Origin of the sequence: Glutamicibacter uratoxydans, assembly GCF_006539925.1 — a bacterium.
Classification (GTDB): domain Bacteria; phylum Actinomycetota; class Actinomycetes; order Actinomycetales; family Micrococcaceae; genus Glutamicibacter; species Glutamicibacter uratoxydans.
On sequence record NZ_BJNY01000007.1, the window covers coordinates 125,568 to 150,491 of the forward strand.

Genomic DNA, 24,924 nt, shown 5'->3' on the forward strand with positions numbered 1-24,924 from the left:
ATGCTCTCCACAATTCTGCGCCGCGTCGGTATTTCACTGGCAACTATCTTCGGCGCATCTGTCTTCGCATTCATCCTGCTGCGAGTGGTCCCCGGAGATCCTGCCCGCGCGATCGCCGGGGACATGGCCACCGAAGACGCCGTTGCAGCCCTGCGCGCCGATATGGGATTGGACCAGAACCTCTTCGTCCAGTACTGGCGCTACATGCGTGCTGTCTTTACTGGCGATCTCGGGTTTTCCTACTCCACCGGCGGAACGGTGAACTCTCTGCTCGGCGACCGCCTGCCAGCCACCATTGAATTGGGCGTTCTTGCGGTGATCTTCGCCATCGGTACAGCGGTGCTCTTTGCCTCCCTCGCTGTCTACTCGAATTCGCGCTGGGCCGACAGGTTGCTGCGCACTGCATCATCGCTGGCTATGGGATCTCCTCCATTCTGGATTGCGTTGCTGGCGCTGATGGTCTTCGCAGTGCAGTTCGGAGTCTTCCCCGGCCCGGAAGGACGGCTTAGCCCAGGGCTCGTGCCGCCAGCTGACATCACCGGTCTGTATTCAGTGGATGCGCTGCTGGCTGGAAACATCCCTTTGATGTTCAACGCCCTATGGCATCTGGTCTTGCCGGCGGCAATCATCAGTATCGGTCCCTTTGCATTCCTGTCCCGCCTCTACCGCTCTCAGCTTCGGAGCACCCGCCGCGAAACATTCGTGATGGTAGCCCGCAGCCACGGGCTGACTAAGTTCCCTGTCTTCAACCGACATATCGCACCGCATGGACTGCTATCCATCCTGCCTGCAGGTTCGCTGCTCTTCGCCGACCTGCTCACTGGCAGCCTGCTGGTGGAAAAGGTCTTCGGCTGGCCAGGCATTGGCTCGATGACAGCTGATGCCATTATCCAGAAAGACTTCGCAGTGGTGCAGGCAGTGCTGTTGCTGGCGGCAGTGCTCTACGTTGTTGTCAGCCTGCTGGCCGACGTGATTCTTACAACCGTTGACCCCCGCACTCGAGTAGGAGCCCGCTAATGCCTGTGAACACCGAGGTGCAGCGCGCCGGACAGGAACAATCCACGGCAACGCCTGTACTTGAAATCAACAACTTGTGTACCAACTTCGAGCTGCCGGGGTCTACCGTGCAAGCAGTGCGGGATGTCAGCTTCACCTTGTGCCCCGGCCAGCGTCTGGCCGTTGTCGGCGAATCTGGATCCGGCAAGTCCGCCATGGCTATGTCTCTCGTTGGCTTGATTCCTCCACCTGGAAAAGTAGCTTCGGGCTCGGTGAAGCTCCGCGGCAAGGAGCTGGTGGGCCTGGGCGACAAGGAAATCTCAGCGATCCGCGGCAAGGATATCGGGCTTGTCTTCCAGGACCCGATGGCAGGTCTAGACCCGCTGAAGACCATCGGCAGTCAGTTCGTCGAAACAATTCGAGTTCACCAAAACCTGTCAGTGCGTCAGGCCAAGGAACTTGCCTGTGAGCTGCTGGCCGAAGTCGGCGTCAACGATCCACGTCGACGTATTGAGGACTACCCACATCAGTACTCCGGAGGCATGCGCCAGCGTGTTCTCATCGCTATGGCCATTGCCAACGACCCCGCCGTGGTCATCGCCGATGAGCCAACCACCGCCTTGGACGTCACAACACAAGCCCAGGTGCTGGAGCTGCTGGAACGCATTTGCGATGAACGAGGCAACGCACTGATGATGATCACCCATAATTTGGGAATCGTGCGGCAGCTCTGCGACAGCGTCAACGTCATGTATGCCGGCCGTGTTGTAGAGCAAACCAGCGTCAATGCCTTGTTCAACGAGCCGACGCACCCATATACCAAGGCGCTGCTGGACTGCATGATAGATCCCTACACCACCGTCCGTGGCCAGCTGCCTGCGATCCCCGGCTCCCCTCCAGATCTGGCAGCAGCTCAGCCGGGGTGTGCATTCGCTGAACGCTGCCCGCTGGGTTCTGCAGAAAAAATCTGCCACGAGCAGCGTCCTGAAGCCGTCGTACTAGCTAGCGGTGCCGTCTCGCGTTGTCACTTCGCCCATGAGCTTGAAGGAGCACAGTCATGAGCACAGAAGATTTGCTGGTGATCGAAAACCTCAATAAGTCCTACTCCACAGGATTTGGCGGTCGCAACAAAACCCAAATTCTGCATGATGTCAGCCTGTCGGTCGGGCGCGGTCAGACTTTAGGACTGGTCGGAGAATCCGGATCAGGCAAGTCCACCACCGCTTCCTGCGTCATGGGGCTTACAGCAGTGGACTCCGGTTCCATCAGATTCGATGGGCGAGAGATCACTGGCTTGTCCAAATCCGAACGACGTGCATTGCGCAGCAGTATGCAAATGGTCTTCCAAGACCCCAACGGTTCCTTGGACCCCCGCTTCACTGTGCGTGAACTAGTGGAAGAACCTTTGATCATTCATGGGCACAAGGACCGGTCTGAGCGTGCGCTCAAAGTCGCCAAGACGCTAGATCTGGTGGGCCTGACGGAAAAGCAAGCTGAACGCTATCCCCATGCTTTTTCCGGTGGCCAGCGCCAGCGCATCGCCATCGCCCGAGCCCTAGTGCTCAATCCACAGCTGGTCGTGCTCGATGAACCTGTTTCAGCTTTGGATGTCTCCATCCAAGCCCAAGTGCTGAATCTTCTGGCTCAGCTCCAGGATGAGCTGTCGCTGACCTATCTGTTCATCGTCCACGATCTAGCCGTTGCCAAGTTGATGAGCCATCAGATTGCTGTGATGCATCGGGGCAAAGTCGTCGAGTATGGCACGTCTCAAGAAGTCTTTGAACAGACATCCCACCCCTACACCAAGGCATTGCTTGATGCCGTTCCCGGAACTAAGCAAGGAGTAGGCCATGCGTAAATTATTGATCCGCGCTGCCGCGCTATTCACCGCAGGTGCAATGATGCTCACCGGCTGCGGAACCATTCCCGGGTCCGAGGATTCTCAGCGCCCCTTCACTGTCAACTGGGCAACTTCGCTGACAAATATCGATCCCGCCTTTGTTTGCGGAGGCGATGACAATTCTTTTGCTTCCAATTTCTATGCACGGTTGGTGCAGCTGGATACCGATACTCAAGAGGACGGTACGGTGGTGGCTAGTACCGAGCTCGACCGGGTCAAGCCGGACCTTGCCACAGGTTGGACGGTATCCGAGGACGGCAAGAACTACACCTTCAAGCTGCGCGAAGGTGCAAAATTCGCCAACGGCAACCCGCTGGATGCAGAAGCAGTCCGCTATTCAATCATGCGCAATCTGACTATCGGCGCTTGTGGTGCGTTGGCCCTGCAGATTGGCATCACCGATCCGCCGTTGATCAAGGATGTTGTGGTTGTCGATCCCACCACAGTGCGACTGGAACTGTCCCGCGCCTATCCATCGATCCTGGTCACCATGGCTCAGTCCCGCGGCTCGATCTACGATCCTCAGGAAATCAAGAAGCATGGTGAAGACAAACAAGGTGTGCCAAACCAGTGGCTTGCTTCGCATACCGCCAGCAGTTCGGGCCCCTACGTGCTGGACACCTACGTCCCGAATAACCACGCAATCCTCAAACGCAACCCGAACTACTATGGTCCGGCGCCCCTGGAAGAAACGGTGAGAATCAACTTCATCACTTCGGTGCCGACCCTGATGCTGCAGGCCCGGCGCGGCCAAGCCGATGTCACGCTAGGACTCCCACCCTATGTGGTTGCCCAGCTGGCTGGAGAGGAATGCTGCAAAGTCGCCACTGCTCCGGCCTTGTCGCCGGTCACGGTTTCTATGAACAATGCGGAGGGTGACAGCTCTAATGCGAAGCTGCGTGAAGCACTGACTCGTTCGGTGCCCTACGACCAAATCATCAAAGAAGTTGCCCACGGATATGCCGATAGCTACTATGGTCCCTTCCCTCCAGGAGTCTCTGGCTACAACGAAAAGCTCAGCGCGCCACGACCGATGGACTTGGACAAGGCTCGCAATCTGGTCAAAGAGTCAGGCATCAAGAATCCAACGCTGGATCTAATGATCAATCCGGCCGCACCCAGCGTATCCACGCTGGCTACCATCTTGAAGGCCGCCTGGGAAGAAATCGGAGTAACCGTCAACATTGACTCGCAAACTCCGACGTCTTTCGCGACCCGGTTCAATACCGGCAAATACGAATCAGCCTTGCTTTTTGAAGGTGCCGGCTCTGTTGCCGCCTACGAGTTCCGCAAAAAGATGACTTGCGACTCCAGCTTCAACAATCAGCACATTTGTATCGACGGCACTATGCCACTGCTGGAAAAACTGGGTCAGATTCCTAATCCTAAAGACCAGCAGCCGCTCATCGATGAACTGACCCAAAAATGGGTGGACAACTCATCAACCGTCGTCTTGTATCGGGCACGCTTTACTGCGGTATTGAACAAGGACGTCAATCATTTCAAATACTCATCTTCGCTCCGTGTTTCGGAGTGGGGAAGTTAAGAATTACTCACCACAAAACCCTAAGGAGAAAAGACCATGCGCGTTGGAGTAGACGGAAGCAAGATTCCGCACGAGGCCACCGACACCCCATTCCAGATTCTGGATCGAGCGAAGAACTATGGGTTGGAAGGCGTGTACTTCCGCACAGTTCTCGATGTCTCCCCAACTCTTGACCGAGGTCTTCTAGCCGAAGTCCGCCAACATGCCGACGATTTGGGGCTCTACTTGCAAATGGGCCTGGCCAAGGTAAACCCCTATGCTGCGGCAGAAGCTCCGGCAGTGCGCCGTCTTGGCGACGGCGACTACACCCACGGCATGATCAAGATGATGGAAGCCTCCAGCCAGGCCGCCGGAGTCACCGACCTCTGGGTGGCCTGCGCCAACTACCAAAAGGGGCTGCCCGGCTACTACGTCTTCGACCGGTTCCGCACCGACGCGCCCTGGACCGACCAGCTGGCTGCCATTGAGAAGTTCCTCAAACTGCTGGCACCGGCAGCCCGCGAACACGGCGTCCACATGAACATTGAAACCCATGAGGAAATCACCAGCTACGAAGTGGTGCGCCTGGTCGAAGCCGTGGGTCCTGACGTCACCGGCGTCACCTTCGATACCGCCAATGTGGTGGTACGTGGCGAAGACCCTGTAGCTGCTGCAAAACGAGTGGCGCCCTACACCCGAGCAACCCATTTGCGGGACTTTGTGCTGGGTGAACAGGACGGCGTCTTTGGCCGTGTATTTGCCACTATCGGTCAGGGTGTCATTGACTGGGACGCAGTACTCAAGATCTTGCACGATGCCAATCCCGACTTGCCACTATCCATCGAAAATGCCGGGCCAACCCTGCATCTGCCCATCGGACTGGACGATCCCACATGGACTGCATTGCATCCAGATCTGAACAGCGCTGAGGTCGCGGAAATCCGACGACTGGCAGCTGACTACGCACAAAAAGTCGACCGTGGGGAACTTCCCAGCCTTCAAGAAATGCGAGAAGCCGGTTACGACGGGGAGAAAATGGTTCTTGAATCAGCAGTGCACCTGCGTGGCGCACTGGAACGATTGGGAATAGCCTCGGTTGGGTCCGCTCTCTAGCGGGCGGACATCTGGTCACCGACGTGGCCATCTTGCAGGTGCCTTGACAATCCAAGCCCGGCGAAGACTCACGTTATCCAGATAGTGAAGGGTATGGCTTTGAGGCCATACCCTTCACTATCTTGTCCAAAGATCTACCGGCACATCATTCACCATTGCTTGTGACGCTCATAGTTCGCGGAGCAGCTGGACGAACCGAACCAATTCAGTCGTTCTTCGTACTGATTTCTACCAGCTTCGTCGCATCATAGGCCCAGAACGAGGGCTGCCAGCGCATCAGCCAGGCTGCGATCAATACGCAGAGCAGGCCCCCGGCGATCAGCGTCCACGATTCCCCGATAAATGCAGAACCGGCGCCGGCCAGCAGCCCGCCGATATGCGGGCCTCCGGCTACGACGACAATGAACACTCCCTGCAGGCGCCCGCGCATGTGATCCGGCGCCGCGGACTGCAAAATGGTGGTGCGGAAAATCGAGGAAACGGTATCCGCGACGCCGCCGATGAGCATGGCAAGCAGTGCCAATCCCAGCCACAGCCAGGATTCCTGCTGTGCTCCTCCGTGGCGCAGCGCGGCATAGGACGCCAGGCCAAGCCCGGCCATGGACAGTCCCCAGAAGCATACGCCGATAAACACCGCCCGGCCCTGGTGCCGGATGCCGTTGAGCATTCCGGAGAAGAGCCCCACCACCGTGGCGCCGACAGCCACTGCGGCCATCAGCAGCCCGACGGTCGTCTCGCCGCCGCCCAAGGCCACCGCCGCCAGCGCGGGCAGCAGCACGCGCGGGGCGGCAGAAATCATCGCCACCAGGTCGATGATGAAGGTCATCCGGATATCGGGCTGGGTGCCCAGGTAGGCGAAGCCCTCCTTCACAGATTTCAGTCCGCGCACCGCTGATTCAAGCTGCGAGGGCATGGAGGGCAGCCGGTACACCGACCAGACGCTGGCGGCAAAGGTCACCGCGTCGATCGTGTAGGTCCAGCGGTAGCCGTAGTTGGCCACCAGCAGGCCGCCGAGTACCGGGCCGAGCATCATCGCAATGCTGAAGGTCAGCATGTTCAGCGAATTGGCCGAGGGCAGCAGCTTGAGCCCAACAAGGTTCGGGATGATCGCGCCGCGGGTGGGCTGGTTGATGCCCGAGGCCCCCGAATGCACCGCCATGAGGATGTACAGCCACCACACGTTGCTGATTCCCGCCCAGGCTCCGATGGCAAGCATCAAGGACACGGCCCAGAGCACCAGGGCCGAGTACAGGGCCACCTTGCGCCGGTCGTGGGCGTCGGCGATGGCGCCGCCGTACAAGCCGGCAATCACCAGGGGAACGACAGTGAAAAGGCCCAGCAGGCCGACGGAGAAGCTGGAGGATGTCTCTGCGTACACCTGCAGGCTGACAGTCATGATCGTCATTTGCGTGCCGATGGCTGACAGCGAATTGCCCAGCCACAGACGGCGGAAGGCCGGCGATGCTTTTAGCGGAGTGACATCAAGAAAGATCTTGGACACCCCAAGAGTTTAGCCGGTGCGCTGCTTGAATGATCAGTGCGTGACACTCGATCTTCTGGCGGCATACTCGATGATCCTGAAGGCTGAACGATCAACTGCTGCAGCCGCCGATGAAATCCAGCTACTTATCTAATCGACCCAGCCGCTGTGGAGCGCAGCGCAGGCACCGTGAAGAGGATCCGGCTCGACGCACTAGTGCATCTCACCTAGGCCAAACGCTAGAAATACCACGCAGCTGCGTCCAGGGCCGGACTTCTACAGCGAAGTCCCGCCCTTGGGGGTGTACAGTATTTGCGTCGCGGCAATCCCGGCATGGGACGAACCTAGAAAGTGCATGTGCAATGCTTGTCATCAACATCGTCAGCGCGGTCATCGGCACCGCCGCCGTCGGCTACCTGATTGCGGCGCTGCTGAAGCCCGAACGCATCTGATGCCCTGGCTGAATGCGGCCGGCAACCTGCTGCTGGTGGCGGCCGCCATCGCGGTGCTCTACCGCCCGCTGGGCGACTACATGGCCTGGGTGTACACCGCGAGCGGCCACCTGCGCACCGAACGCTGGATCTACCGGCTGATCAGCGCCAAGCCAGAACAGCAGCACTCCTGGCGCGGCTATCTGGGCGCTGTCTTCTCCTTCAGCCTGGCCGGCTTCATCCTGCTCTACGCGGTGCTGGCCTTCGACGGCATGGGCCCTGATCTGGCGTTCAACACGGCCGTGTCATTCGTCGCGAATACGAACTGGCAGTCCTATGTGCCGGAGCAGTCGATCAGCTACGTTGCCCAGATGGCAGGGCTGAGCGTGCAGAACTTCGTCTCCGCCGCGGTGAGCATGTGCGTGGCAGTGGCCCTGATCCGCGCCATCGCCGCACACCGGGCGGCGGCGCTGGGCAACTTCTGGGTGGATCTGGTGCGCACGAACCTGCGCATCCTGCTGCCGCTGTCAATTGTTTTTGCGGTGCTGCTGCTGGCCTGCGGGGTGGTGCAGAACTTCACCGAGTCCACCGCGCTGCTGCCCGGCGGGCCGGTCGCATCGCAGGAGTCCATCAAAATGCTGGGCACCAACGGCGGCGGTTTCTACAACGCCAACTCGGCGCACCCCTTTGAAAACCCGACGCCGATCAGCAACCTCATGCAGGTGCTGATGCTGCTGCTGATCCCCTTCACCTTGCTGCGCACCTTCGGCACCATGGTGAGCGACCAGCGGGCAGGCTATGCGCTGCTGCTGACCATGTCGGTGCTGTTCCTGCTGGTCTACCTTCCGCTGACCTATTTCGAGCTGCACGGGTCCGGGACCGCGCCGCAGCTGGCGGGGGCTGCCATGGAGGGCAAGGAGCAGCGCTTCGGCATCATCGGCTCCACCCTGTTTGCCACCGCCACCACCGGGACCACCGGCGGCGCCGTGAATTCCATGCACGGCTCCTATACGGCGCTGGGCGGGCTGATGCTCATGGTGGACATGGTGCTGGGCGAGGTGGCTCCCGGCGGGGCTGGCTCGGGGCTGTATGCGGTGCTGGTGCTGGTGGTCATCGCCGTGTTCGTCACCGCCCTGCTGCTGGGGCGCACCCCGGTGTACCTGGGCAAGCAGCTGGGCACCCGGGAGCTGAAGCTGGTGAGCATCGCCATCCTCATCATGCCGGTGCTCTCCCTGGGCGGCATGGCGCTGGCTTCCGCGCTGCCCTATACCCGGGCGGAGATCATCGCAGGCATGGGCAATCCGGGATCCCACGGATTTTCCGAGGTGCTCTACGCGTTCATCTCCGCGGCGATCAACAACGGCTCGGCCTTCGCCGGGTTCAGCGCCAACACCCCGGGGCTCAATACCCTGCTGGGCCTGATCATCCTGGCCGGCCGCTTTGCGCCGATCAGCATCGTGCTGGCCTTGGCCGGCGCCCTGGCAACCGCGGAGCGCGCCAGCTCGCGCTCGGCGGAGCTGCCGCTGCACCGCCCGCAGTTCGTGGGCTTCCTGGTCAGCCTGATCATGTTCATCGCCGTGCCGACCTTCATTCCGCTGTTCCTGGTGGGGCCGCTGGCCGAGGGGCTGATGCCGTGAACCTGCGCTCCGCCGCATCGGTGTGCCTGGACGCACTGGTGAAATTCGACCCCCGCTACCTCTGGCACAACCCGGTGCTGCTGCTGACCGAGGCCGGCGCGGTGCTGTGCACCTTCATCGCCGTATCCGAAGCCCTGGTCCACGGGCCCAGCACCTCCGGAGGCACCACCCTGCCCGCCGGCTTCACCTGGCTGCTGTGCTTCGGGCTGTGGGCCACGCTGTTCGTCGCAACCCTGGCCGAATCCATCGCCGAGGGCCACGGGCGGCGCCAAAGCAGCCACCTGCACACCGCGGACGAGGACGTGCCGGCCACCTTGGTGCTGGACTACGACCAGCTCAAGGACGCGGCGGCGCGCACCGCACGCACCGAGCAGACCACCGCGGGCGAGCTGAAGCCCGGGGACGTGGTCCTGGTGGAGGCGGGCATGCAGATCCCCGCCGACGGTGAGGTCATCTGGGGCCGGGCCAGCGTGGACGAGTCCGAGCTGACCGGAGGGGTCGGCGAGGCGATCCGCCAGGCAGGCACCGACCGCACCGCCGTCACCGGCGGCACCACGGTCTCCAGCGACCGGCTGGTGGTCAAGATCCAGGTGGGCCGCCAGGACAGCGTGCTCTCCCAGACCCTGAAGCTGGCCCGCGGCGCCCAGCGCCAGAAGTCCCCCATCGAAATGGCGCTGAACACGCTGCTGGCCTCCTTCTGCCTGGCCTTCATGCTGCTGGCCCTGAGCCTGAACCTCGCGGTCTCCGAGGTGGCGGCCCCGATCTCCATCCCGGTGCTGATCGCCGTGGTGGTGTGCCTGATCCCCACCGAGATCGCGGCGCTGATGAGCGTGACGGGCATCGCCAGCATGTACAAGCTGCTGCAGCGCGGCGTGCTGGTGGCCTCCGCCAAGGCGCTGGAAACCGCCGGCGGCATCACCACCGTGATCCTTGACAAGACCGGCACCATCACCCGCGGCAACCGCACCGCCGTGGAATTCATCGTGCTGGGCGGCACCGCGCCCGACACCCTGCTGTCTGCCGCGGCGCTGGCCAGCGCCCAGGATCCCACCCCGGAGGGGCGCAGCATCATCGAGCTGGCGAACCAGCTGGCCGACGGCACCCCCAGCGAAGGGCAGATCCGGCAGTGGGACCAGGAAGGCGGCACCCCGGTAGCCTTCAGCGCCTCCACCCGCATGTCCGGGCACGACCTGGCCGACGGCACGAAGATCCGCAAGGGCTCGCAGTCGGCGATCCTCGCCTGGCTCAAGGCCCAAGGCACCGCCCCGCGGCGCGAAATCGTCGCCCAAATGCGCGCCGAGGCGCTGGGGATCGCCCGCAACGGCGGCACCCCGCTGGTGGTGGCGGTCAAGGAGCCCGGCGCCCCGGGCCGCGCGCTGGGGCTGGTGGACCTGCGCGATGTCATCAAGGAGGGCGTCTCCGAGCGCATCACCCGCTTCCGCGAACTAGGCGTGCGCACCCTGATGGTCACCGGCGACGACCGGGTGGCCGCCGCAACCATCGCCGCCGCGGCGCAGATCGACGAGGTGGTGGGAGACGCGACCCCGCAGGACAAGCTGGCGCTGATCGGCCAGGAGCAGGCGGCGGGGCACTTCGTGGCGATGAGCGGGGACGGCATCAACGACGCCCCGGCGCTGGCGCAGGCGGACATCGGCGTGGCGATGAACTCCGCCGCGGCGGCCGCGAAGCAGGCGGCGAATATGGTGATCCTGGATGACAACCCCACCCACCTGGTGGACATTGTGGAGATCGGGCGCCGGCAGATGGCCACCCGCGGGGCGCTGATCACCTTCAACTTCGCCAATGACGTCATCCGCTATTTCACCCTCTTCCCTGCCCTGTTCGTCGGGGCGTTCCCGGGCCTTGCGGTGCTGAACATCCTGCAGCTGCATTCTCCTGCCTCCGCGATCATCTCCACGGTGATGTTCTCCGTGGTGGTCATGGGCATCCTGCTGCCGCTGGCGATTTGGGGCGTCCCCTACAAGGCGGCGAACCTGCAGTCAGCCCTGAGCCGCAACCTGCTGTACTGCGGGGTGCCGGGGCTGCTGGTTCCAGCCATCGGCATCAAGATCATCGACCTGTTCATCAGCATGATTCCGGGGTTCTAGGATGCGCCAAAAACTTGTCTCCGCACTCAGCTCGCTGGGCACCGCCGCCCGGCTGATGCTGGTCTTCACCCTGTTGCTCGGGGTGCTCTACCCGCTGTCCATCACCGCCGCCGGCCAATGGCTCTTCCCTGCCCAGGCCAATGGCTCGTTGCTGCGCAACGGCCAGGGCCAGGTGCTCGGCTCGGCGCTGATCGCCAAAAGCTACACCGATCCCGCCGGTGATGCGCTGCCGCAGTATTTCCAGCCGCGGCCTTCTGCAAACGACTATGACGCACTGGCATCCGGTGGCTCGAACCTGGGGCCTGAAAACCCCGAGCTGGTCAAGCAGATTCTGCTGCGCAAGACCCAGCTGGCCAAGTTCAACCAGGTGCCCGAGGACCAGATCCCGCCCGACGCGCTCACCGCCTCAGGCTCCGGGCTGGATCCGGAGATCAGCCCGGCCAACGCCCAGATGCAAAGCTCCCGGGTGGCCCGGGCCCGCGGGCTGTCTGCGCAGCAGGTGCAGCAGCTGGTGCGCGAACACACCACCGGGCCGACCCTTGGGTTTGTGGGCCAGGAACGGGTGAATGTGGTGGAGCTGAATGCCGCCCTGGATGAGCTGGGCTGACGAAATCAGGCTGACGAAGAGAGCTGACAGCCAAAACACAGATATTTGGTATACCATTATTGGCAAGTGTTCCCTGCGCCCAGGAAAGGCAGCCATGTCCCAGCCATTGATCGTCCCCGGATTCGTCAACGCCCACGTCCACCCGGACAAGACCTCCTTTGGCAGCACCTGGCTGCACCGCAAGCCGGCGCACAGCCTCAAGGACCTGATCTCCAACGACCTTGAAACCCAGCTGGCCTACGCCGACAGCGTCGAAACCCGCATGGGCGCCCTGGTTCAAGATGCCATCGCCTCCGGCGTCACCGCCATGCGCGCCCACGTGGACTTCGGGCCGCAGATCGGCTTGAAGAACATCCACGGCGCGGCCGCGGTGGCGGAAAAATACAAAGAGATGATCGACATCCAGATCGTCGCCTTCCCGCAGTTCGGCCTGCTGAGCAACCCCGGCGCGGTGGACCTGCTGGAGGCGGCGCTGGGCGAGGGTGCGCAGCTGGTCGGCGGCATCGACCCCGAGGGGCTGGAACAGGATCTGCACGGACACCTGGACGTGGTGTTTGGGCTGGCCGAAAAGTACGGCCGCCGCGCGGATATCCACGTGCATGACACCGGCGAGGTGGGCTACCGCGAAATCCAGGAGATCGCCCGCCGCACCCAGGCGCTGGGCATGAACGGCCAGGTCACCATCGGCCACGCCTTCGCCCTGGCCGACGCCCCGAGCGCCGAGCTGGAACGCACCTTGGATGCGGTGGCCGAGGCCGGCATCTGGATCGCCACCTGCGCCCTGGGCTCGGACCCGGTGCCTGACCTTGACCTGCTGGCCAAGCACGGGGTCAACGTGGACCTGGGCACCGACGGCGTGCGCGATGCCTGGTCGCCCTTCGGCACCGCCTCTATGATGGACCGCGCCCACCTGCTGGCCTACCGCACCAACGCCATCACCGATGAGCAGCTCGAACGCTGCCTCGACATCGCCACCATCGAGGGAGCGAAGATGATGGGCATCGACCGCGTGCTGAACCCAGTGCAGGGCGACGGCGCCTACTTCGAGGCCGAGCACCGCGCCCAGCTGGTGGTGGACCGTCCGGCCGCCTACCAGGTGGTGCGGGGCGGTGTGCAGATCGCCGCGAACGGTCGCCTAAGCTAGGTCCATGTCGACTTCCCTGTACTACACTGCCACCCGCGCGGCGGCGCTGACCGATCTCGAACACCACCAGCTGATGAGCGTCGCCAGGGCGTACAACGACGAGTTCGAATTCGACTACGAGACGCTGTATTTCTATCCGACCCAGCGCGCGGACGAGGTGCTCAACGGCTCCACGAAGATCTCCATGGAGCCGGCGGAAATGGCGCCTTCGCTGCTGCACTGGCTTGCGGCGCTGACGCAGCTGCGCCACACGCTGCCCGATGCCCATTGGGAGGTCTCGTTGGACGAGGTCGACGTGGACTGGGACGAAGAACGCGGCTACAGCCTGCCGGGCCTAGAAGACATGGCGGCGATGCTCGAAGAGTTCTAGTACACCGTGCCCATCGTCGCACGCACCTGCTCCAAGGTGGCTTCAGCTTGCTCGTTGGCCGTGAGCGCGCCGCGGGCCAGAACCTCGGAGGCGAGGCCGGGCTGGGCGGCCAACTGCGCCCGCCGGGCGCGGTGTCCTGCCAGAAAATCATTGACAGCATCAGTGGCAAGCTTCTTCAGCGCACCGCTGCCGGCATCGCCCAGCTGCTCTGCCAAGGTCTGCTCGTCGCTGCCCAGGCACAGCGCCGCGGTGGTCAGCAGGGCGGAAACGCCGGGCCGATTCTCCGGGGCGAAGCTGATCCGGCGGTCGGAATCGGTCTGCGCGCCGCGGATGAGCTTGGCCGTCTGGTCGGCGCTCATGCCCAGGGCAATGGCGTTGGAATAGCTCTTGGACATCTTCCTGCCGTCGAGGCCCGGAATCTGCGGCGACTGCGTGATCAACGCCTGCGGCTCCTCGAAGACTTGCCCATAGCGTTCATTGAAGCGCCGCGCGATGAGCCGCGTCATTTCCACGTGCGGCAGGTTGTCTTTGCCGACGGGAACCACATTGCCCCTGCAGAACAGGATGTCTGCCGCCTGGTGCACCGGGTAGGTCAGCAGCAAGCCTGACAGCGCCCTTCCGCTGGCTTCAAGCTCGGATTTGACCGTTGGGTTGCGGTGCAGCTCCGCCTCGGAGACCAGCGAAAGGAAGGGCAACATCAACTGGTTCAGCGCCGGCACCATGGAGTGGGCAAAGATCGTCGTGCTCTGCGGGTCGAGCCCGGCGGCCAGGTAGTCGAGCACTGCCGAATGCACGTGGTCACGCACCTGGCCCATGGCATCACGGTCGGTGATCACCTGATAGTCGGCAATCACGATGAAAGTCTCCACGCCCGCCTGCTGCAGCTTCACCCGCTCGATGATGCTGCCGAAGAAGTGCCCCAAATGCAGGGCGCCGGTCGGGCGCTCTCCGGTGAGCACGCGGTAGTTGTGCGGAGCCGAGGCAATTGCGTCGGCCAGCTGCGTCGAGCGCTGTTGGGTGGAAAGAAAAGCCTGCATGTAAATTCCCGTTGAATATGTGGAGCGCCACGGCTCGCCACAAGGGAAAAGGCAGATGAAAATCTCAAGAACCCACGAGCCGAAAACAGCTCGTGGACATGAAAGAACCCGGCTGCGCTACTGCAGCCACCACCAGTTCTGGATTGGGTTCATGGCAAGATCATATTCCTGGATGCGGCAGATCCTCAAACCGCTTCCGTTCGGCTAATCCTCCACAGCACGAATGCTGTACTGGCGCTCAATGCCTGCCGTGGCACTCCCCCACACACTGGATTGCACCCTGCTCTGGTGCGCGTCGAAGGCTTCCTGCCCGCTGAAAAGCTCGCTGACTTCCCATATCAAAGGATCAGATGTCGGGCGGACGAAGAATTCAATGCACCCCTCTTCGGCCCGAGACAGTTCGGTGTGAAGGGCCAGATGCTCGGCCACGGCATCCGTCTGACTGCTCGTGGAACATATCAAGCGGCCGCTGAGCTCAATCTTCGTCACTTCGGGTCATGTCCTTACGCGTTGCATCTCCACTTGTGCTCCACTTTATCCACTATTCGTATAGTGAAAGGCACTTCGAAGTGCGAAGTAGATCCGGTGCTCTGTTGGGGCCACTTTACGGGCGCCGCGTTAAGTTCGCCTATCCACAGTACGACGTAGTCCACGCTAAACGATCTGACTTTCACCTAGGATCTGATTGTATGAGCCCAGATAAAAGACAGCGCCGAAGCGCTGGCAAGGGGCCACGAGAAAAAGCCCCAAGTCCAGCTATCAAGATCATGTCTTCAAGCGACGATGAACATTTGATCGTTTATTTCAAACGAAACATGAACGAAGATCCTTCCGAGTCCATACCTGGCAGGGATTTTCTCAACTCATGTCCACCTTCAGTCCGAGCTAAAATGCGTGCGGTGCTTGTTGCGGTTGCTTCGGCCCCACCCAAAAAATTCTCAGGCGGTGGATATTTGGAAGCCATGCATGACGAGATGGTCGGCTGGTTCGAGATTCGCGTCGACGGACCGGGCAGGCGCCACTATCGTCTTTTCTGCAGACTCGACTACGATGCCCTGGAAATGACGAAGCCGCTTCTCGTAGTTATTGACGGTCGCAGCAAACCTTTTAGAACAGTTTTGTCAGAGAGTGAGTACTCCCAGATCCGCAAACTGGGCGATGAGTATTTCGCGAATAATCCCCGCCACATCACATAAATCAGAAATTACGCTGCAGTTGACGAAGTTTGACCAAACGCATCCAAACATTCGCCTAATTCTTTAGCATTTGCAGCATGTCCATCAATCAATGGACGAGAAATCCATTCACGCTGGGAGTTCGATAATGGCTCAAGAGTAACTTTCATTCCCAACGCGGCGGCAACTTCAGAAAGAGTTCCTAGTGTTGGATTGGAGGCGGTCCCGGAAAAAAGCCTGCGCACGGTGGCGGGATTCGCATTGATAGCCCGTGCAAGGTCCGCTTTGCTCAGACCAGCCGCTACACGAGCACCATCCAGTTCATTCACGATGCTGTCAATAGTCGCAATTCGGACTGATTCCACAATGTATTCCCTGAGGAACTCAGGGTCTTCAAGATCCTTGCGCAAGTCTTCCCAGAATGTGTTTGGTGATTCCATTGCCACTCCCAAAATCAGCTAAGTGCGTAACATAAATGTTACACACTTAGCTGATTTTGGGCAAGGAATGCCGAAGCCATAAAAATAAACGGCCGCCGGGGACTCGCATACCCGGCGGCCGTTGGCCTTGATTCGCTACTTCTAGTAGCTGTTCTCCACAGAGAGAACCTTCAGCCCGTCGGCGACAACGCGGCCGTCGTGGATGACGGTGCGGTCTCTGCCGCGGTCCATGATGGTTGAAACAACCGTTTCGCCGTCAACCAGCACCAGGTCGGCGCGGTCGCCCACGGCAATGCCTGGACGATCGGCCACCGAAGCCAGACGCGGCACGTCCGGGCTCATGATCGACGCGCCGCCGATGGTGGCAACAGCCAGGCAGTGCTCGATCAGCTCGTCCTTGCGGAAGCCGTTGACGAAGGCCAGCTGCCAGGTGCGGTCCAGCAGATCGCAGTTGCCATAGGGGCTCCAGTAGTCGCGCTGGCCGTCTTCGCCCAGGCCGAAGCGCACGCCGGCTTCGGTCAGCGCGGCCAGGGACAGGTGGTTGGAGGTGCTCGGAGCCACCGAGGTCATCGCGATGTCCAGCTCGGCAAAGGTGTCGATCAGGCGGCGGCTGGTGGCCTCGTTGACGCTGCCCAGCTCGTAGGCGTGGGAGATGGTGACCTTGCCCTGCATGCCCAGCGCGCGGGTGCGCTCGGCAATCAGGTCAGCGGAGAAGACGCCCTGGGTGCCGTGCTCGTGCAGGTGGATGTCGATCTCGGTCTGGTACTTTTCGGCCAGACCGAACACCACGTCGAGGTGGCGGACCGGGTCGCGGTCCAGCTCGCAGGGGTCGATGCCGCCCATGACATCGGCGCCGGCCTTCAGCGCGTCTTCCAGGTACTTTTCGGTGCCCGGCTCCAGCAGGATGCCTGCCTGCGGGAAGACCATGATCTGGACTTCAGCCTCGTTGGCGAACTTCTCCTTGGCGGCGGCCACTGCCTCGTACTTCTCCAGCTTGCAGTCCACGTCCACTTGGGCGTAGGAGCGCACGCGGGTGGTACCGCGGGCGATCATGCGCTCCAGGGTGCCGGCAACGCGCTCGTTCAGTCCGATCTCTGCATTGCGCCAGTTCTCGCGGTCGTTGCTCATCATGCCCCAGACGCCCGGGCGGCCGGTGTGCTCGCGGAACGGCAGGCCGATGCGGGTGGAGTCCAGGTGCACGTGCACGTCGGAGAAGGATGGGATCAGGATGCGGCCGCGGCCGTCCACGTCGCCGGCTTCCAGTTGGCGCGATGGGTCGTGGGCGGTGATGGCGGTGATCTTCTCGCCCTCAATGGTGATGTCGCTGGCGTTGCCGCCCCAGGGGCGGGCGTTGCTGATCAGCACTGTGTGTTTCCTTCCATAGCGGATGCGGTATTGGTATACAGAATAGTCCTAGGCGCCGACGGTTGCTGCCAGCGGCGCGTTGGGGAAGTGGCAGGCCATGGCCCCGGCCGGGACCTCGGTGGAACAGCGCTGCTTTCCTGCCTCGTCCAGAAGTTCGTAGGCGGGGCAGCGGGTGCGGAAGACGCAGCCCGAGGGCGGATTGCTCGGGGACGGCAGGTCGCCGCCCAGGCGGATGCGCTCGGTCAGCGCCGCGTCCAGATCCACGCTCGGCACCGCCGAAAGCAGGGCCCGGGTATACGGGTGGCGGGGGTTCTCAAAGAGCTCGCGCTTGTTGGCCTGCTCCATGATCTTGCCCAGGTACATCACCGCGACGTCGTCGGCCATGTGCTTGACCACCGCCAAGTCGTGGGCGATGAAGATGTACGAGACCCCGGTGTCTGCCTGGATGTCCTTGAGCAGGTTCACCACCTGGGCCTGCACCGACACGTCAAGCGCGGAGACCGGCTCGTCGCAGATCACCACATCCGGGTCCAGGGCCAGCGCCCGGGCAATGCCGATGCGCTGGCGCTGACCGCCGGAGAATTCGTGCGGGAAGCGGTTTGCATGCTCCGGGCGCAGGCCCACGCGGTCCATCAGGTCGGCCACCTTGGCCTTGATGCCGCCGGGGACCTTGATGCGCTGCTCCACCAGCGGCGAGGCGATGGCCGCGCCGATGGACTGGCGCGGGTTCAGCGAGGAGGCAGGATTTTGGAAGACCATCTGCACGCGGCGGCGGAAGCCGTCCAGCTGCTTGCCTTTGAGCCCGGTGATGTCCTCCCCGTCGAGCTTGATGCTTCCAGAGGTCGGGTCCAGCAGGCGCATGAGCACCTTGCCGGTGGTGGACTTGCCGCAGCCTGATTCGCCCACCAGGCCCAGGGTAGTGCCCTTTTCAAGGGTGAAGCTGACCCCGTCGACAGCCTTGACGGCTCCCACGGTGCGGCCCATCGAGCCCTTGATCGGGAAGTGCTTGGTCAGGTTCGTGACCTCTAAGAGTGGCGCGCTCATGAGCCGGCTCCGATCAGGCTTGTCTCGTCAATCAATTTCAGTTCGTGCCCGTGGCAGCGCACCGCGTGGTCGTCTTCCACGATCAGCTCCGGTCGCATGTTCAGGCAGCGGCCGTCGGGCACGATCTTCGCGAACTCGCAGCGGTCGGCGAAGATGCAGCCCTTGGGCAGGGCCAGCAGCGCCGGCGGCGAGCCGGGAATCGGGGTGAGGCGGTCGGTGTCCCCTGCCAGATGCGGCATGGAGGCCATGAGCCCTCGGGTGTAGGGGTGGGAGGGGCGCTGGAAGATCTGGCGGACGCTTGCCTGCTCCACGCACTGCCCGCCGTACATGACCACCACGCGCTTGCACAGCTGGGCCACCACGCCCAGGTCGTGGGTCACGAAGATGACAGCTGAATTCGTTTCGGCCTGCAGGTCGGAGATCAAATCCAGGATCTGCGCCTGCACGGTGACATCCAGTGCGGTGGTCGGCTCGTCGGCGATCAGCAGCTCCGGTTCGCAGACCAGTGCCATGGCGATCATGGCGCGCTGGCGCATGCCGCCGGAGAATTCGTGCGGGTAGTTGTCCACCCGGCGCTTGGGATCCGGGATGCCTACACGCCCGAGCATGTCGATGGCCACCTGGCGGGCGGCCTTCTTGGAGACCTTGTTGTGTACCTGGTAGGCCTCGGCGATCTGCGCGCCCACGGTGTAGAAGGGGTGCATTGCAGAGAGCGGATCCTGGAAGATCATGCCGATCTTCTTGCCGCGGTAGGGGCGCATGGCGTCTTCGCTCAGCGCCAGCAGGTCGGTGCCCTCGAAGGTGATCTCGCCGTCGATGACCGCGCGGGATTCCTTGAACAGGCCCATGATCGCCTGGCTGGTCACCGACTTGCCGGAGCCGGATTCGCCGACCAGGCCCACGGTCTCGCCGCGGTTCAGGGTCAGGTCCATGCCGTTCAGGGCGGCGACCATTCCGTCGTCGGTGGGGAACTTTACGGTCAGGTTCTTGACCGACAGCATCGGTTCCATTTAGTTCACCTTGACTCTCGGATCGATGAAGGCGTAGGCAATGTCTACCAGGACGTTGAAGAAGATGATGAAGAAGGCAGCCAGCATGGTGATCGCCATGGTCACCGGCAGGTCGCCGCTGGTGGCGGCCTTCACTGCGGTGAAGCCCAAACCCGGCACCGAGAAGATCTGCTCGGTGAGCACCGCGCCGCCCAGCAGGGCGCCGAGGTCAAGGCCCAGCATGGTGATGATCGGGGTGATGCCGGCGCGCACGCCGTGCTTGAAGACGATCTTGCGGCGGGACAGGCCCTTGGCCCGTGCGGTGCGCATGAAGTCCTCGGAGAAGGTCTCGATCATGTTGTTGCGGGTGATGCGCACATACTGTGCGGAGAACAGCACCGCCAGCGCGACCCAGGCCAGGAAGTAGTTGGTCACCCACGCCCCGAATCCTGCCTCACCGAAGGGAGAGACGATCTGGTTGGTGGTGAAGGGGAACCAGCCCAGGGTGCCGACGAAGACCAGCAGCAGCACCAGGCCGGTCACCGGGATCGGCAGCGAGACGCCGATGGAGGATGCTCCGACGATGAAGCGGTCGGTCAGCTTCCCCTTCCGCATGGCAGCCAGCAAGCCAAAACCTACGCCCACGATGGTCCACATGAGCACCGCGCCGATGGCCAGCGAGAGGGTGTACGGCAGCGCGTTGGCGATCATGTCCGTGACGTTCTCGTTGGTCTGGAAGCTCTTGCCGAGGCAAGGCCAGGCGCACATCTGCTCTGCGCCCGGGGCTCCGAGCATGCGCGGGCCGACCAGGCCCGACAGGAAGGCGAAGTACTGGACGAAGAACGGCTTGTCCAAGCCCAGTGCCACGCGGGCCTGCTCGACGCGGTCCGGGGTGCATTCCTGTCCACAGGCGGCCGAGGCGGGGTCTGCCGGACCGAAGTGGAAGAGGGTGAAGGTAATGAAGCTGACGACGAGAAGCAACAGGAGCATCGCGCCGAATCTGCGGAAGAGGAAACTAACCATGAGTGTTTTCCTTACTTGGCGACGCCGACCGTGCTCAGGTCGATAGCGCCGAAGAAGTAACCAACCTGGGCGTTGCGGATGTTGGATCCGACCACCGAGTTGGTGTAGCTGTGCATAGTCGGCACCAGTGGGTAGGTTGCCATGACTTCGTTGTAGATCTCGGACCACTTGGCGCCGAGCTCTTCAGGGGTGCCGTTGGCGCCGCGCAGCTCGTACATCTTCTTGGACAGGTCCTTGTCGTAGAAGCGTGGGATGTTGCTGAATCCGTAGGTCTTGCCATCCAGCGATGGGCCGAGGTTCGGATCAACGGTCATGCGTGCCGAGGAGGAGTCGGCGCCGCCGCACCAGCCGGAGCGGGCGATGTCAGGCATTTCCTTGCCGGCCAGGGTGGAGTAGTAGTTCGCTGCAGGAATCGGGCGCAGTTCCAGCTCGATGCCCAGTTCCTTCAGGTTCTGCTGCAGCACGGTGCCCACGTTCTTGTAGCGCTCGGTGGAGTTCGCGTAGCCGTAGACCAGATTCTTCGGGACGTCCTTGCCTTCCAGCAGCGCCTTGGCTTCTTCCAGCTTTGGCTTGCCGTCGGCCGACAGGTCGGTCTTCTGCTCGGTGACTCCCACCATCTGCGGGGTCAACTGGCTGGTGACCAGCTGGCCGAAGCGGGCTCCGCCGTACTGCACCTGGATGGCTTCGCGGTCCATCGCCAGGGCGATGGCCTTGCGAACATCCGGGTCCTTGATGGTTTCGGTGTTCAAGTCAATCACGTCGATGCAGCCCAGGAAGCCACTGGCGGTGCGGGCTTTGACCTTCGCATCGTTCAGGCTGGCGGTATCCGATGCCTGCATCGCGCCGTTGGAATCCAGGGTGATGGCGTTCGGATCGGCGTCAGAGATCAGCTTCTGCGAAATGGTCGCCTGCGAGCTGGAGAGGCTGAAGGTGAAGGTGTCAGGCAGGGCCGAACGGTTAGGATCGGTGGCCGGGTCCCAGTTCTCGTTGCGTTCGAGGACCAGTTCGCGTCCGCGGTCGTAGCTCTTGACCTTGTACGGGCCGGAGGACACCGGGTGGTTGGTGTAGTCCAGCTTGGTGTCCTTCTTCTCCGGCACCGGTGCGGTGTTGGAGCGGGAAACCAGTGCAGGGAATTCAGCGAAAGGCTGCTTGAGGTGGAAGACAATGGTCTTGTCGTCCGGGGTCTCGATGGCTTCCAGATCATCATCCGAGTACGGGCCCTTGTAGCCGTCGTCGGTCAGTGCCGAGTTCAGCTCCTGCGGTGCCTGGGTGTAGACGTCGCGGGCATAGGTGCGCTCCACGCCGTACTTGATGTCCTTGGAGGTGATCGGGGTGCCGTCCTCGAACTTCAGCCCGTCCTTCAGGGTGTAGGTCCAGGTCTTGCCGTCCTTGGAGACCTTGCCGGTGTCGGTGGCCAGATCCGGAACGATCTTAGGAGGCTGGCCGGCAGTTTCCTTGGCCATGGTCAGGGTGCGGTAGTACAGCTGGCCGACGTTGGCGGTCTGCACGTAGTTCGAGTTGCCTGGATCCAGGGTCGCGAAGTCGGCCGACATCAGTACGTTGACGTTGCCGCCCTTCTCGGCGAAGCCGGACTGCACGATCACTGGAGCATATGGATCGGCCTGTGCGCCGTCCTGCCCACCCTGTGGTGCCTTGGAACCGCCGGCGCAGCCGGTGAGTGCCAGGGCTGCGACTGCTGCAACGGACAGCAGTTTTGTAGCTCGCGAATTCATGAGTCCTCCTAAGGATCTTCTACTGCGAGTGGTGAAAGGAAAAAGCTTGAGACTAGCGCGAGGACTTGGGATCCAACGCGTCTCGCAGGGCGTCGCCCAGCAAGTTGAAGGCCAGCACCGTCAGGATCAGCGCGATGCTCGGCACCGCCAGGAACCATGGATCCTGCAGGTACCAGTTGCCTGCCTGCGCTGCGTTGAGCATCTGTCCCCAGGAAGGGGTTGGATCCTTGACACCGACGCCCAGGAAGGACAGCGCCGCTTCGGCGGTGATATTGGTTGGGATCATCATCGTCGCGTACACCAGCACCACGCCGGTGACGTTCGGGATGACCTGCTTGATGATCATCGACCAGTTCTTCGTGCCGAAGGACTTGGCCGCATCGATGTATTCCTGCTCGCGGATCGAAAGCACCTGGCCTCGAACCACGCGGGCCAGATAGGCCCAGCCGAAGAATCCAAGCACGATCACCAGCGAGGCGATCGGGACGAAGGAGCCTCGGGCCAATGCGGTGCCCGAGAGTCGGGACTGCAGGATCGGTGCGATGGACAACACCAGCAGCAGGTGCGGGAAGGCCAGGAACAAGTCCATGATGCGGCTGATGACCATGTCGATCTTGCCGCCGAAGTAGCCTGCAGCGGCCCCGAGCACGGTGCCAAGGACGACGGAGACCAGGGTGGAGAGCAGCGCAATGATCAGCGACACCTGGGCGCCATAGGCGAGGCGTGCGAACAGGTCGCGGCCCAGGCCAGGCTCGACGCCCAGCCAGTGCTCTGCGCTGGGGTACATGTAGTACGGAAGCGGCAGGCCAGGGGTGTAGAAGTTATCCAGCACCTCGGGCGAGGTGTTGGTGGTGTTCGGGTCTTGTCCTTCAATCCCTACCAAGACCGGGGCGAGGATCGCGAAGAGCACCATGCCCACCACGATGGCCAAGCTGACCATTGCCACAGGACTTTTGCGGATGCGCATCCATGCCGTGGCCAGCAGTGAGCGCCCGGTGGCTACGGGCTTCGCCTTAGCCTGTTCCGAAGGTTTCGAGGCCGTTGCGGTCATTGGCCGGTCCCCCTAGTGCTAGTGAGTGATCTAAGTAACAGAAGAAACCGTATACCAAAAAGCGCCATCTTGGAATACCAAAAATAGAAGAGTTGGCAAGAATCTTAAAATATTCAGATCAAATCGCGAGATCAAGCGATTAACTAAAGCAAAATTTCGGATACCAAACAATTGCTTCATATTCACATTAGGGATGAAAGTCAGACTTGCGGTATCCCGCGAGTGCGGGCAAGAGAAAAGACCCGCCCCTCGCCGCCTGAGAGGCGGGCACAGGGGCAGGTCTTGCTCCGAGAAAAATTCCGAGCGACGCTAGTGTGCGCCAACGGCCACTTTGGCCTGCCGGGCGTTGGCGCTGGCGCGACTAGTTTCCAGGTGCTCGGGAATCAATTCGTCCATGGCCGCCGCATCACGGGCGGCGATTGCCTCATAGAGGCGCTCGTGTTCCAGAGCCATCTGCATGAGGTCGTCATGCTGGGCCATCAGCCATCGCATGCGCCCTCCCAGCGACCTGTGCAGCTCGCAGAGTAGTTCATTGCCCGCCATAGAATTGACCAGATCGTGGAATCTCGCCCCCGCACGACGCGAGACTACTGCATCGCCGCTGCGTGCGCTGTCGATTTCCTCATCCAGCACTTCTCTCAAGTCGCTCAGCGACTGGCGCGTGTACCGCTGGGCCGCGAGCTTGAATGTCATCAGCTCCAAGGCCACGCGCACCTCAATCACATCGGCGATGTCAGCAGCCTTAAACTCCCTGACCGTCGCGCAGCTGCGCGGACGCTGTAGCACTAGCCCCTCGGAGATCAGCACCTTGAGCGCCTCGCGCACAGGAAGTCGGCTCACACCCAGCTCTGCAGCTACTTCACGCTCGATCAACTTCGACCCAGGAAGCTTCAGGCCGTCAATAATGGCAGAACGCAGCTGCTCTGCAACCCGAACCGCCTCCGGTTCAAAATCTTGCTTTTCGGACACCTTAAAACCTCCTGCTGAATTTGAGAATGCGATGGGCGGCAGAATTCGCCGCAATAAGAATTGATAAACATCCGCTACCGCCAGGACGCCCGTCCTGATGCTTTGCCAGCCTCGGTGAGCGTGGCGACCGTATGCGGCAGGCTCCCAGGAGCTGCAACAGTTCAGCACATCAGGGCGGAACCGCGGGATGTCCTCACACCCTATCCTTTTTGGTATTCCAAAGATAGGTATTTTTGAAAGTTGATCGAGTATTACTTCAACCGCCAATACTCGCTGTCATTCAATCGCATTCTCAAGACCATTAAGGGCCTGTAGTAGAGGTTTTCCACGGGAGCCTTGTTTATCAAACCCAACTCATTACACGAGTTAGAGGCGAGGAATCCTCCCACGGAACAACTTCGGTATACCTTTGCATCCCATAGTGCCGTAATTCTCAGCGCTAGCCAAGCAGAAGCACGCCCGCCGCGAGAAGCCCCAGCAGAACTAGGCAGGTGCAGTGAAGCCCCCGACGGGCCGAGGCAGGTAGAAAATCATAGGTCTGCGCAACGTCCGCGCAGGCCGGACGTTCGCACAGCGTCGGCTCAGTCATCACCGCACTCCTCGCAGCCTGGGAATCTTGTTCACTCCCCCAGTCTTATGGGTAGGCGCCGCAGGAATCCACGCCATAGGACATATGCCGATATACGGCGGCGCGATCAGCGTTGTTTCGACGCAGAAGTTCATAAATGCCTGCCATCCCGGATCCAGTGCCGCTTGCAGCGTCATGCTGGGACTTATTACGCTGCAC

24 protein-coding genes are annotated in these 24,924 nt (G+C 61.8%); 12 read left to right on the forward strand and 12 right to left on the reverse strand.

The features are described 5' to 3' along the window. The 5 genes from AUR04nite_RS07275 to AUR04nite_RS07295 are packed head-to-tail and all read left to right on the forward strand — an operon-like array spanning position 1 to position 5,534. Positions 1-1,017 (forward strand): ABC transporter permease, encoded by a 1,017-nt coding sequence (locus AUR04nite_RS07275; protein WP_141363446.1) that lies wholly within the window; start codon positions 1-3, stop codon positions 1,015-1,017. Beyond that, entirely contained in the window at positions 1,017-2,057 is a 1,041-nt protein-coding gene (locus tag AUR04nite_RS07280) for an ABC transporter ATP-binding protein (protein ID WP_141363448.1), read from the forward strand. Before AUR04nite_RS07275 ends, AUR04nite_RS07280 begins: the two co-directional genes overlap by 1 nt. Then, the gene (locus tag AUR04nite_RS07285) at positions 2,054-2,854 is read left to right on the forward strand and encodes an ATP-binding cassette domain-containing protein (RefSeq protein WP_141363450.1); all 801 of its coding nucleotides are present in this window, start codon (positions 2,054-2,056) and stop codon (positions 2,852-2,854) included. Before AUR04nite_RS07280 ends, AUR04nite_RS07285 begins: the two co-directional genes overlap by 4 nt. Then, positions 2,847-4,442 (forward strand): ABC transporter substrate-binding protein, encoded by a 1,596-nt coding sequence (locus tag AUR04nite_RS07290; protein ID WP_141363452.1) that lies wholly within the window; start codon positions 2,847-2,849, stop codon positions 4,440-4,442. Before AUR04nite_RS07285 ends, AUR04nite_RS07290 begins: the two co-directional genes overlap by 8 nt. Before the next feature lie 36 nt (positions 4,443-4,478). Then, positions 4,479-5,534, forward strand: a complete 1,056-nt coding sequence (locus AUR04nite_RS07295) for a sugar phosphate isomerase/epimerase family protein (RefSeq protein WP_141363454.1) — start codon at positions 4,479-4,481, stop codon at positions 5,532-5,534. Positions 5,535-5,739: 205 nt separating this feature from the next. Here AUR04nite_RS07295 and AUR04nite_RS07300 read toward each other — a convergent pair whose 3' ends face one another. After that, complete coding sequence (locus tag AUR04nite_RS07300) at positions 5,740-7,035, reverse strand: MFS transporter (protein ID WP_141363456.1); 1,296 nt, start codon at positions 7,033-7,035, stop codon at positions 5,740-5,742. A gap of 341 nt (positions 7,036-7,376) precedes the next feature. On the opposite strand from AUR04nite_RS07300, the gene kdpF reads away from it, so the two are divergent. The 6 genes from kdpF to AUR04nite_RS07330 all read left to right on the forward strand — a co-directional run bounded on the left by kdpF (position 7,377) and on the right by AUR04nite_RS07330 (position 13,311). After that, complete coding sequence (gene kdpF / locus AUR04nite_RS07305) at positions 7,377-7,466, forward strand: K(+)-transporting ATPase subunit F (RefSeq protein ID WP_141363458.1); 90 nt, start codon at positions 7,377-7,379, stop codon at positions 7,464-7,466. Positions 7,467-7,474: 8 nt separating this feature from the next. Then, the gene (gene kdpA / locus AUR04nite_RS07310; protein WP_407646674.1) at positions 7,475-9,082 is read left to right on the forward strand and encodes a potassium-transporting ATPase subunit KdpA; all 1,608 of its coding nucleotides are present in this window, start codon (positions 7,475-7,477) and stop codon (positions 9,080-9,082) included. After that, positions 9,079-11,190: a potassium-transporting ATPase subunit KdpB gene (gene kdpB / locus AUR04nite_RS07315; RefSeq protein ID WP_141363462.1), complete on the forward strand. Its 2,112-nt coding sequence runs from the start codon at positions 9,079-9,081 to the stop codon at positions 11,188-11,190. The genes kdpA and kdpB overlap by 4 nt, the downstream gene beginning before the upstream one ends. Before the next feature lies 1 nt (position 11,191). Beyond that, a complete protein-coding gene (gene kdpC / locus AUR04nite_RS07320; RefSeq protein WP_141363464.1) occupies positions 11,192-11,797 on the forward strand; it encodes a potassium-transporting ATPase subunit KdpC in 606 nt (201 codons plus the stop codon). Between the two features lie 94 nt (positions 11,798-11,891). After that, positions 11,892-12,941 carry an amidohydrolase family protein gene (locus tag AUR04nite_RS07325; RefSeq protein ID WP_141363466.1) on the forward strand — a complete coding sequence of 350 codons (1,050 nt, stop codon included), beginning with the start codon at positions 11,892-11,894 and terminating at the stop codon, positions 12,939-12,941. A gap of 4 nt (positions 12,942-12,945) precedes the next feature. Beyond that, positions 12,946-13,311 carry a hypothetical protein gene (locus tag AUR04nite_RS07330; RefSeq protein ID WP_141363468.1) on the forward strand — a complete coding sequence of 122 codons (366 nt, stop codon included), beginning with the start codon at positions 12,946-12,948 and terminating at the stop codon, positions 13,309-13,311. Here AUR04nite_RS07330 and trpS read toward each other — a convergent pair. Both trpS and AUR04nite_RS07340 read right to left on the reverse strand, forming a co-directional pair. Beyond that, on the reverse strand, positions 13,308-14,348 hold the full coding sequence (gene trpS, locus AUR04nite_RS07335) for a tryptophan--tRNA ligase (protein ID WP_141363470.1): 1,041 nt from the start codon (positions 14,346-14,348) through the stop codon (positions 13,308-13,310). The two genes, AUR04nite_RS07330 and trpS, sit on opposite strands and share 4 nt — an antisense overlap. A 204-nt stretch (positions 14,349-14,552) precedes the next feature. Next, positions 14,553-14,837: a putative quinol monooxygenase gene (locus tag AUR04nite_RS07340; protein WP_141363472.1), complete on the reverse strand. Its 285-nt coding sequence runs from the start codon at positions 14,835-14,837 to the stop codon at positions 14,553-14,555. A 200-nt stretch (positions 14,838-15,037) separates the two neighbouring features. Here AUR04nite_RS07340 and AUR04nite_RS07345 point away from each other — a divergent pair, with 200 nt between their 5' ends. After that, positions 15,038-15,544 carry a hypothetical protein gene (locus AUR04nite_RS07345; protein WP_218024651.1) on the forward strand — a complete coding sequence of 169 codons (507 nt, stop codon included), beginning with the start codon at positions 15,038-15,040 and terminating at the stop codon, positions 15,542-15,544. A gap of 8 nt (positions 15,545-15,552) precedes the next feature. Here AUR04nite_RS07345 and AUR04nite_RS07350 read toward each other — a convergent pair whose 3' ends face one another. From AUR04nite_RS07350 to AUR04nite_RS17880, 9 genes are all read right to left on the reverse strand, one after another. Next, complete coding sequence (locus tag AUR04nite_RS07350; RefSeq protein WP_141363474.1) at positions 15,553-15,963, reverse strand: helix-turn-helix domain-containing protein; 411 nt, start codon at positions 15,961-15,963, stop codon at positions 15,553-15,555. Positions 15,964-16,104: 141 nt separating this feature from the next. Then, positions 16,105-17,328, reverse strand: a complete 1,224-nt coding sequence (locus tag AUR04nite_RS07355; protein WP_141363476.1) for an amidohydrolase family protein — start codon at positions 17,326-17,328, stop codon at positions 16,105-16,107. A 48-nt stretch (positions 17,329-17,376) separates the two neighbouring features. After that, positions 17,377-18,372: an ABC transporter ATP-binding protein gene (locus tag AUR04nite_RS07360; RefSeq protein ID WP_141363478.1), complete on the reverse strand. Its 996-nt coding sequence runs from the start codon at positions 18,370-18,372 to the stop codon at positions 17,377-17,379. Beyond that, positions 18,369-19,382, reverse strand: coding sequence for an ABC transporter ATP-binding protein (locus AUR04nite_RS07365; RefSeq protein ID WP_141363480.1), 1,014 nt, complete (start codon positions 19,380-19,382; stop codon positions 18,369-18,371). Before AUR04nite_RS07365 ends, AUR04nite_RS07360 begins: the two co-directional genes overlap by 4 nt. Beyond that, positions 19,383-20,384 (reverse strand): ABC transporter permease, encoded by a 1,002-nt coding sequence (locus AUR04nite_RS07370; protein WP_141363482.1) that lies wholly within the window; start codon positions 20,382-20,384, stop codon positions 19,383-19,385. Between the two features lie 11 nt (positions 20,385-20,395). Beyond that, positions 20,396-22,117, reverse strand: a complete 1,722-nt coding sequence (locus tag AUR04nite_RS07375) for an ABC transporter substrate-binding protein (protein ID WP_141363484.1) — start codon at positions 22,115-22,117, stop codon at positions 20,396-20,398. Positions 22,118-22,169: 52 nt separating this feature from the next. After that, positions 22,170-23,168, reverse strand: a complete 999-nt coding sequence (locus AUR04nite_RS07380; RefSeq protein WP_141363486.1) for an ABC transporter permease — start codon at positions 23,166-23,168, stop codon at positions 22,170-22,172. A gap of 309 nt (positions 23,169-23,477) precedes the next feature. Continuing rightward, a complete protein-coding gene (locus tag AUR04nite_RS07385) occupies positions 23,478-24,137 on the reverse strand; it encodes a GntR family transcriptional regulator (protein WP_141363488.1) in 660 nt (219 codons plus the stop codon). Positions 24,138-24,576: 439 nt separating this feature from the next. Then, positions 24,577-24,726: a hypothetical protein gene (locus tag AUR04nite_RS17880; RefSeq protein WP_170184130.1), complete on the reverse strand. Its 150-nt coding sequence runs from the start codon at positions 24,724-24,726 to the stop codon at positions 24,577-24,579. Positions 24,727-24,924 lie beyond the last annotated feature (198 nt).

What these genes read in the sequence shown, in the direction of transcription:
- AUR04nite_RS07275 (WP_141363446.1), top strand. Translation starts at nt 1, where the DNA reads ATGCTCTCCACAATTCTGCGCCGCGTCGGTATTTCACTGGCAACTATC.
- AUR04nite_RS07280 (WP_141363448.1), top strand. Translation starts at nt 1,017, where the DNA reads ATGCCTGTGAACACCGAGGTGCAGCGCGCCGGACAGGAACAATCCACG.
- AUR04nite_RS07285 (WP_141363450.1), top strand. Translation starts at nt 2,054, where the DNA reads ATGAGCACAGAAGATTTGCTGGTGATCGAAAACCTCAATAAGTCCTAC.
- AUR04nite_RS07290 (WP_141363452.1), top strand. Translation starts at nt 2,847, where the DNA reads ATGCGTAAATTATTGATCCGCGCTGCCGCGCTATTCACCGCAGGTGCA.
- AUR04nite_RS07295 (WP_141363454.1), top strand. Translation starts at nt 4,479, where the DNA reads ATGCGCGTTGGAGTAGACGGAAGCAAGATTCCGCACGAGGCCACCGAC.
- kdpF (WP_141363458.1), top strand. Translation starts at nt 7,377, where the DNA reads ATGCTTGTCATCAACATCGTCAGCGCGGTCATCGGCACCGCCGCCGTC.
- kdpC (WP_141363464.1), top strand. Translation starts at nt 11,192, where the DNA reads ATGCGCCAAAAACTTGTCTCCGCACTCAGCTCGCTGGGCACCGCCGCC.
- AUR04nite_RS07325 (WP_141363466.1), top strand. Translation starts at nt 11,892, where the DNA reads ATGTCCCAGCCATTGATCGTCCCCGGATTCGTCAACGCCCACGTCCAC.
- AUR04nite_RS07330 (WP_141363468.1), top strand. Translation starts at nt 12,946, where the DNA reads ATGTCGACTTCCCTGTACTACACTGCCACCCGCGCGGCGGCGCTGACC.
- trpS (WP_141363470.1), bottom strand. Translation starts at nt 14,348, where the DNA reads ATGCAGGCTTTTCTTTCCACCCAACAGCGCTCGACGCAGCTGGCCGAC.
- AUR04nite_RS07345 (WP_218024651.1), top strand. Translation starts at nt 15,038, where the DNA reads ATGAGCCCAGATAAAAGACAGCGCCGAAGCGCTGGCAAGGGGCCACGA.
- AUR04nite_RS07350 (WP_141363474.1), bottom strand. Translation starts at nt 15,963, where the DNA reads ATGGAATCACCAAACACATTCTGGGAAGACTTGCGCAAGGATCTTGAA.
- AUR04nite_RS07360 (WP_141363478.1), bottom strand. Translation starts at nt 18,372, where the DNA reads ATGAGCGCGCCACTCTTAGAGGTCACGAACCTGACCAAGCACTTCCCG.
- AUR04nite_RS07365 (WP_141363480.1), bottom strand. Translation starts at nt 19,382, where the DNA reads ATGGAACCGATGCTGTCGGTCAAGAACCTGACCGTAAAGTTCCCCACC.
- AUR04nite_RS07370 (WP_141363482.1), bottom strand. Translation starts at nt 20,384, where the DNA reads ATGGTTAGTTTCCTCTTCCGCAGATTCGGCGCGATGCTCCTGTTGCTT.
- AUR04nite_RS07375 (WP_141363484.1), bottom strand. Translation starts at nt 22,117, where the DNA reads ATGAATTCGCGAGCTACAAAACTGCTGTCCGTTGCAGCAGTCGCAGCC.
- AUR04nite_RS07380 (WP_141363486.1), bottom strand. Translation starts at nt 23,168, where the DNA reads ATGACCGCAACGGCCTCGAAACCTTCGGAACAGGCTAAGGCGAAGCCC.
- AUR04nite_RS17880 (WP_170184130.1), bottom strand. Translation starts at nt 24,726, where the DNA reads ATGACTGAGCCGACGCTGTGCGAACGTCCGGCCTGCGCGGACGTTGCG.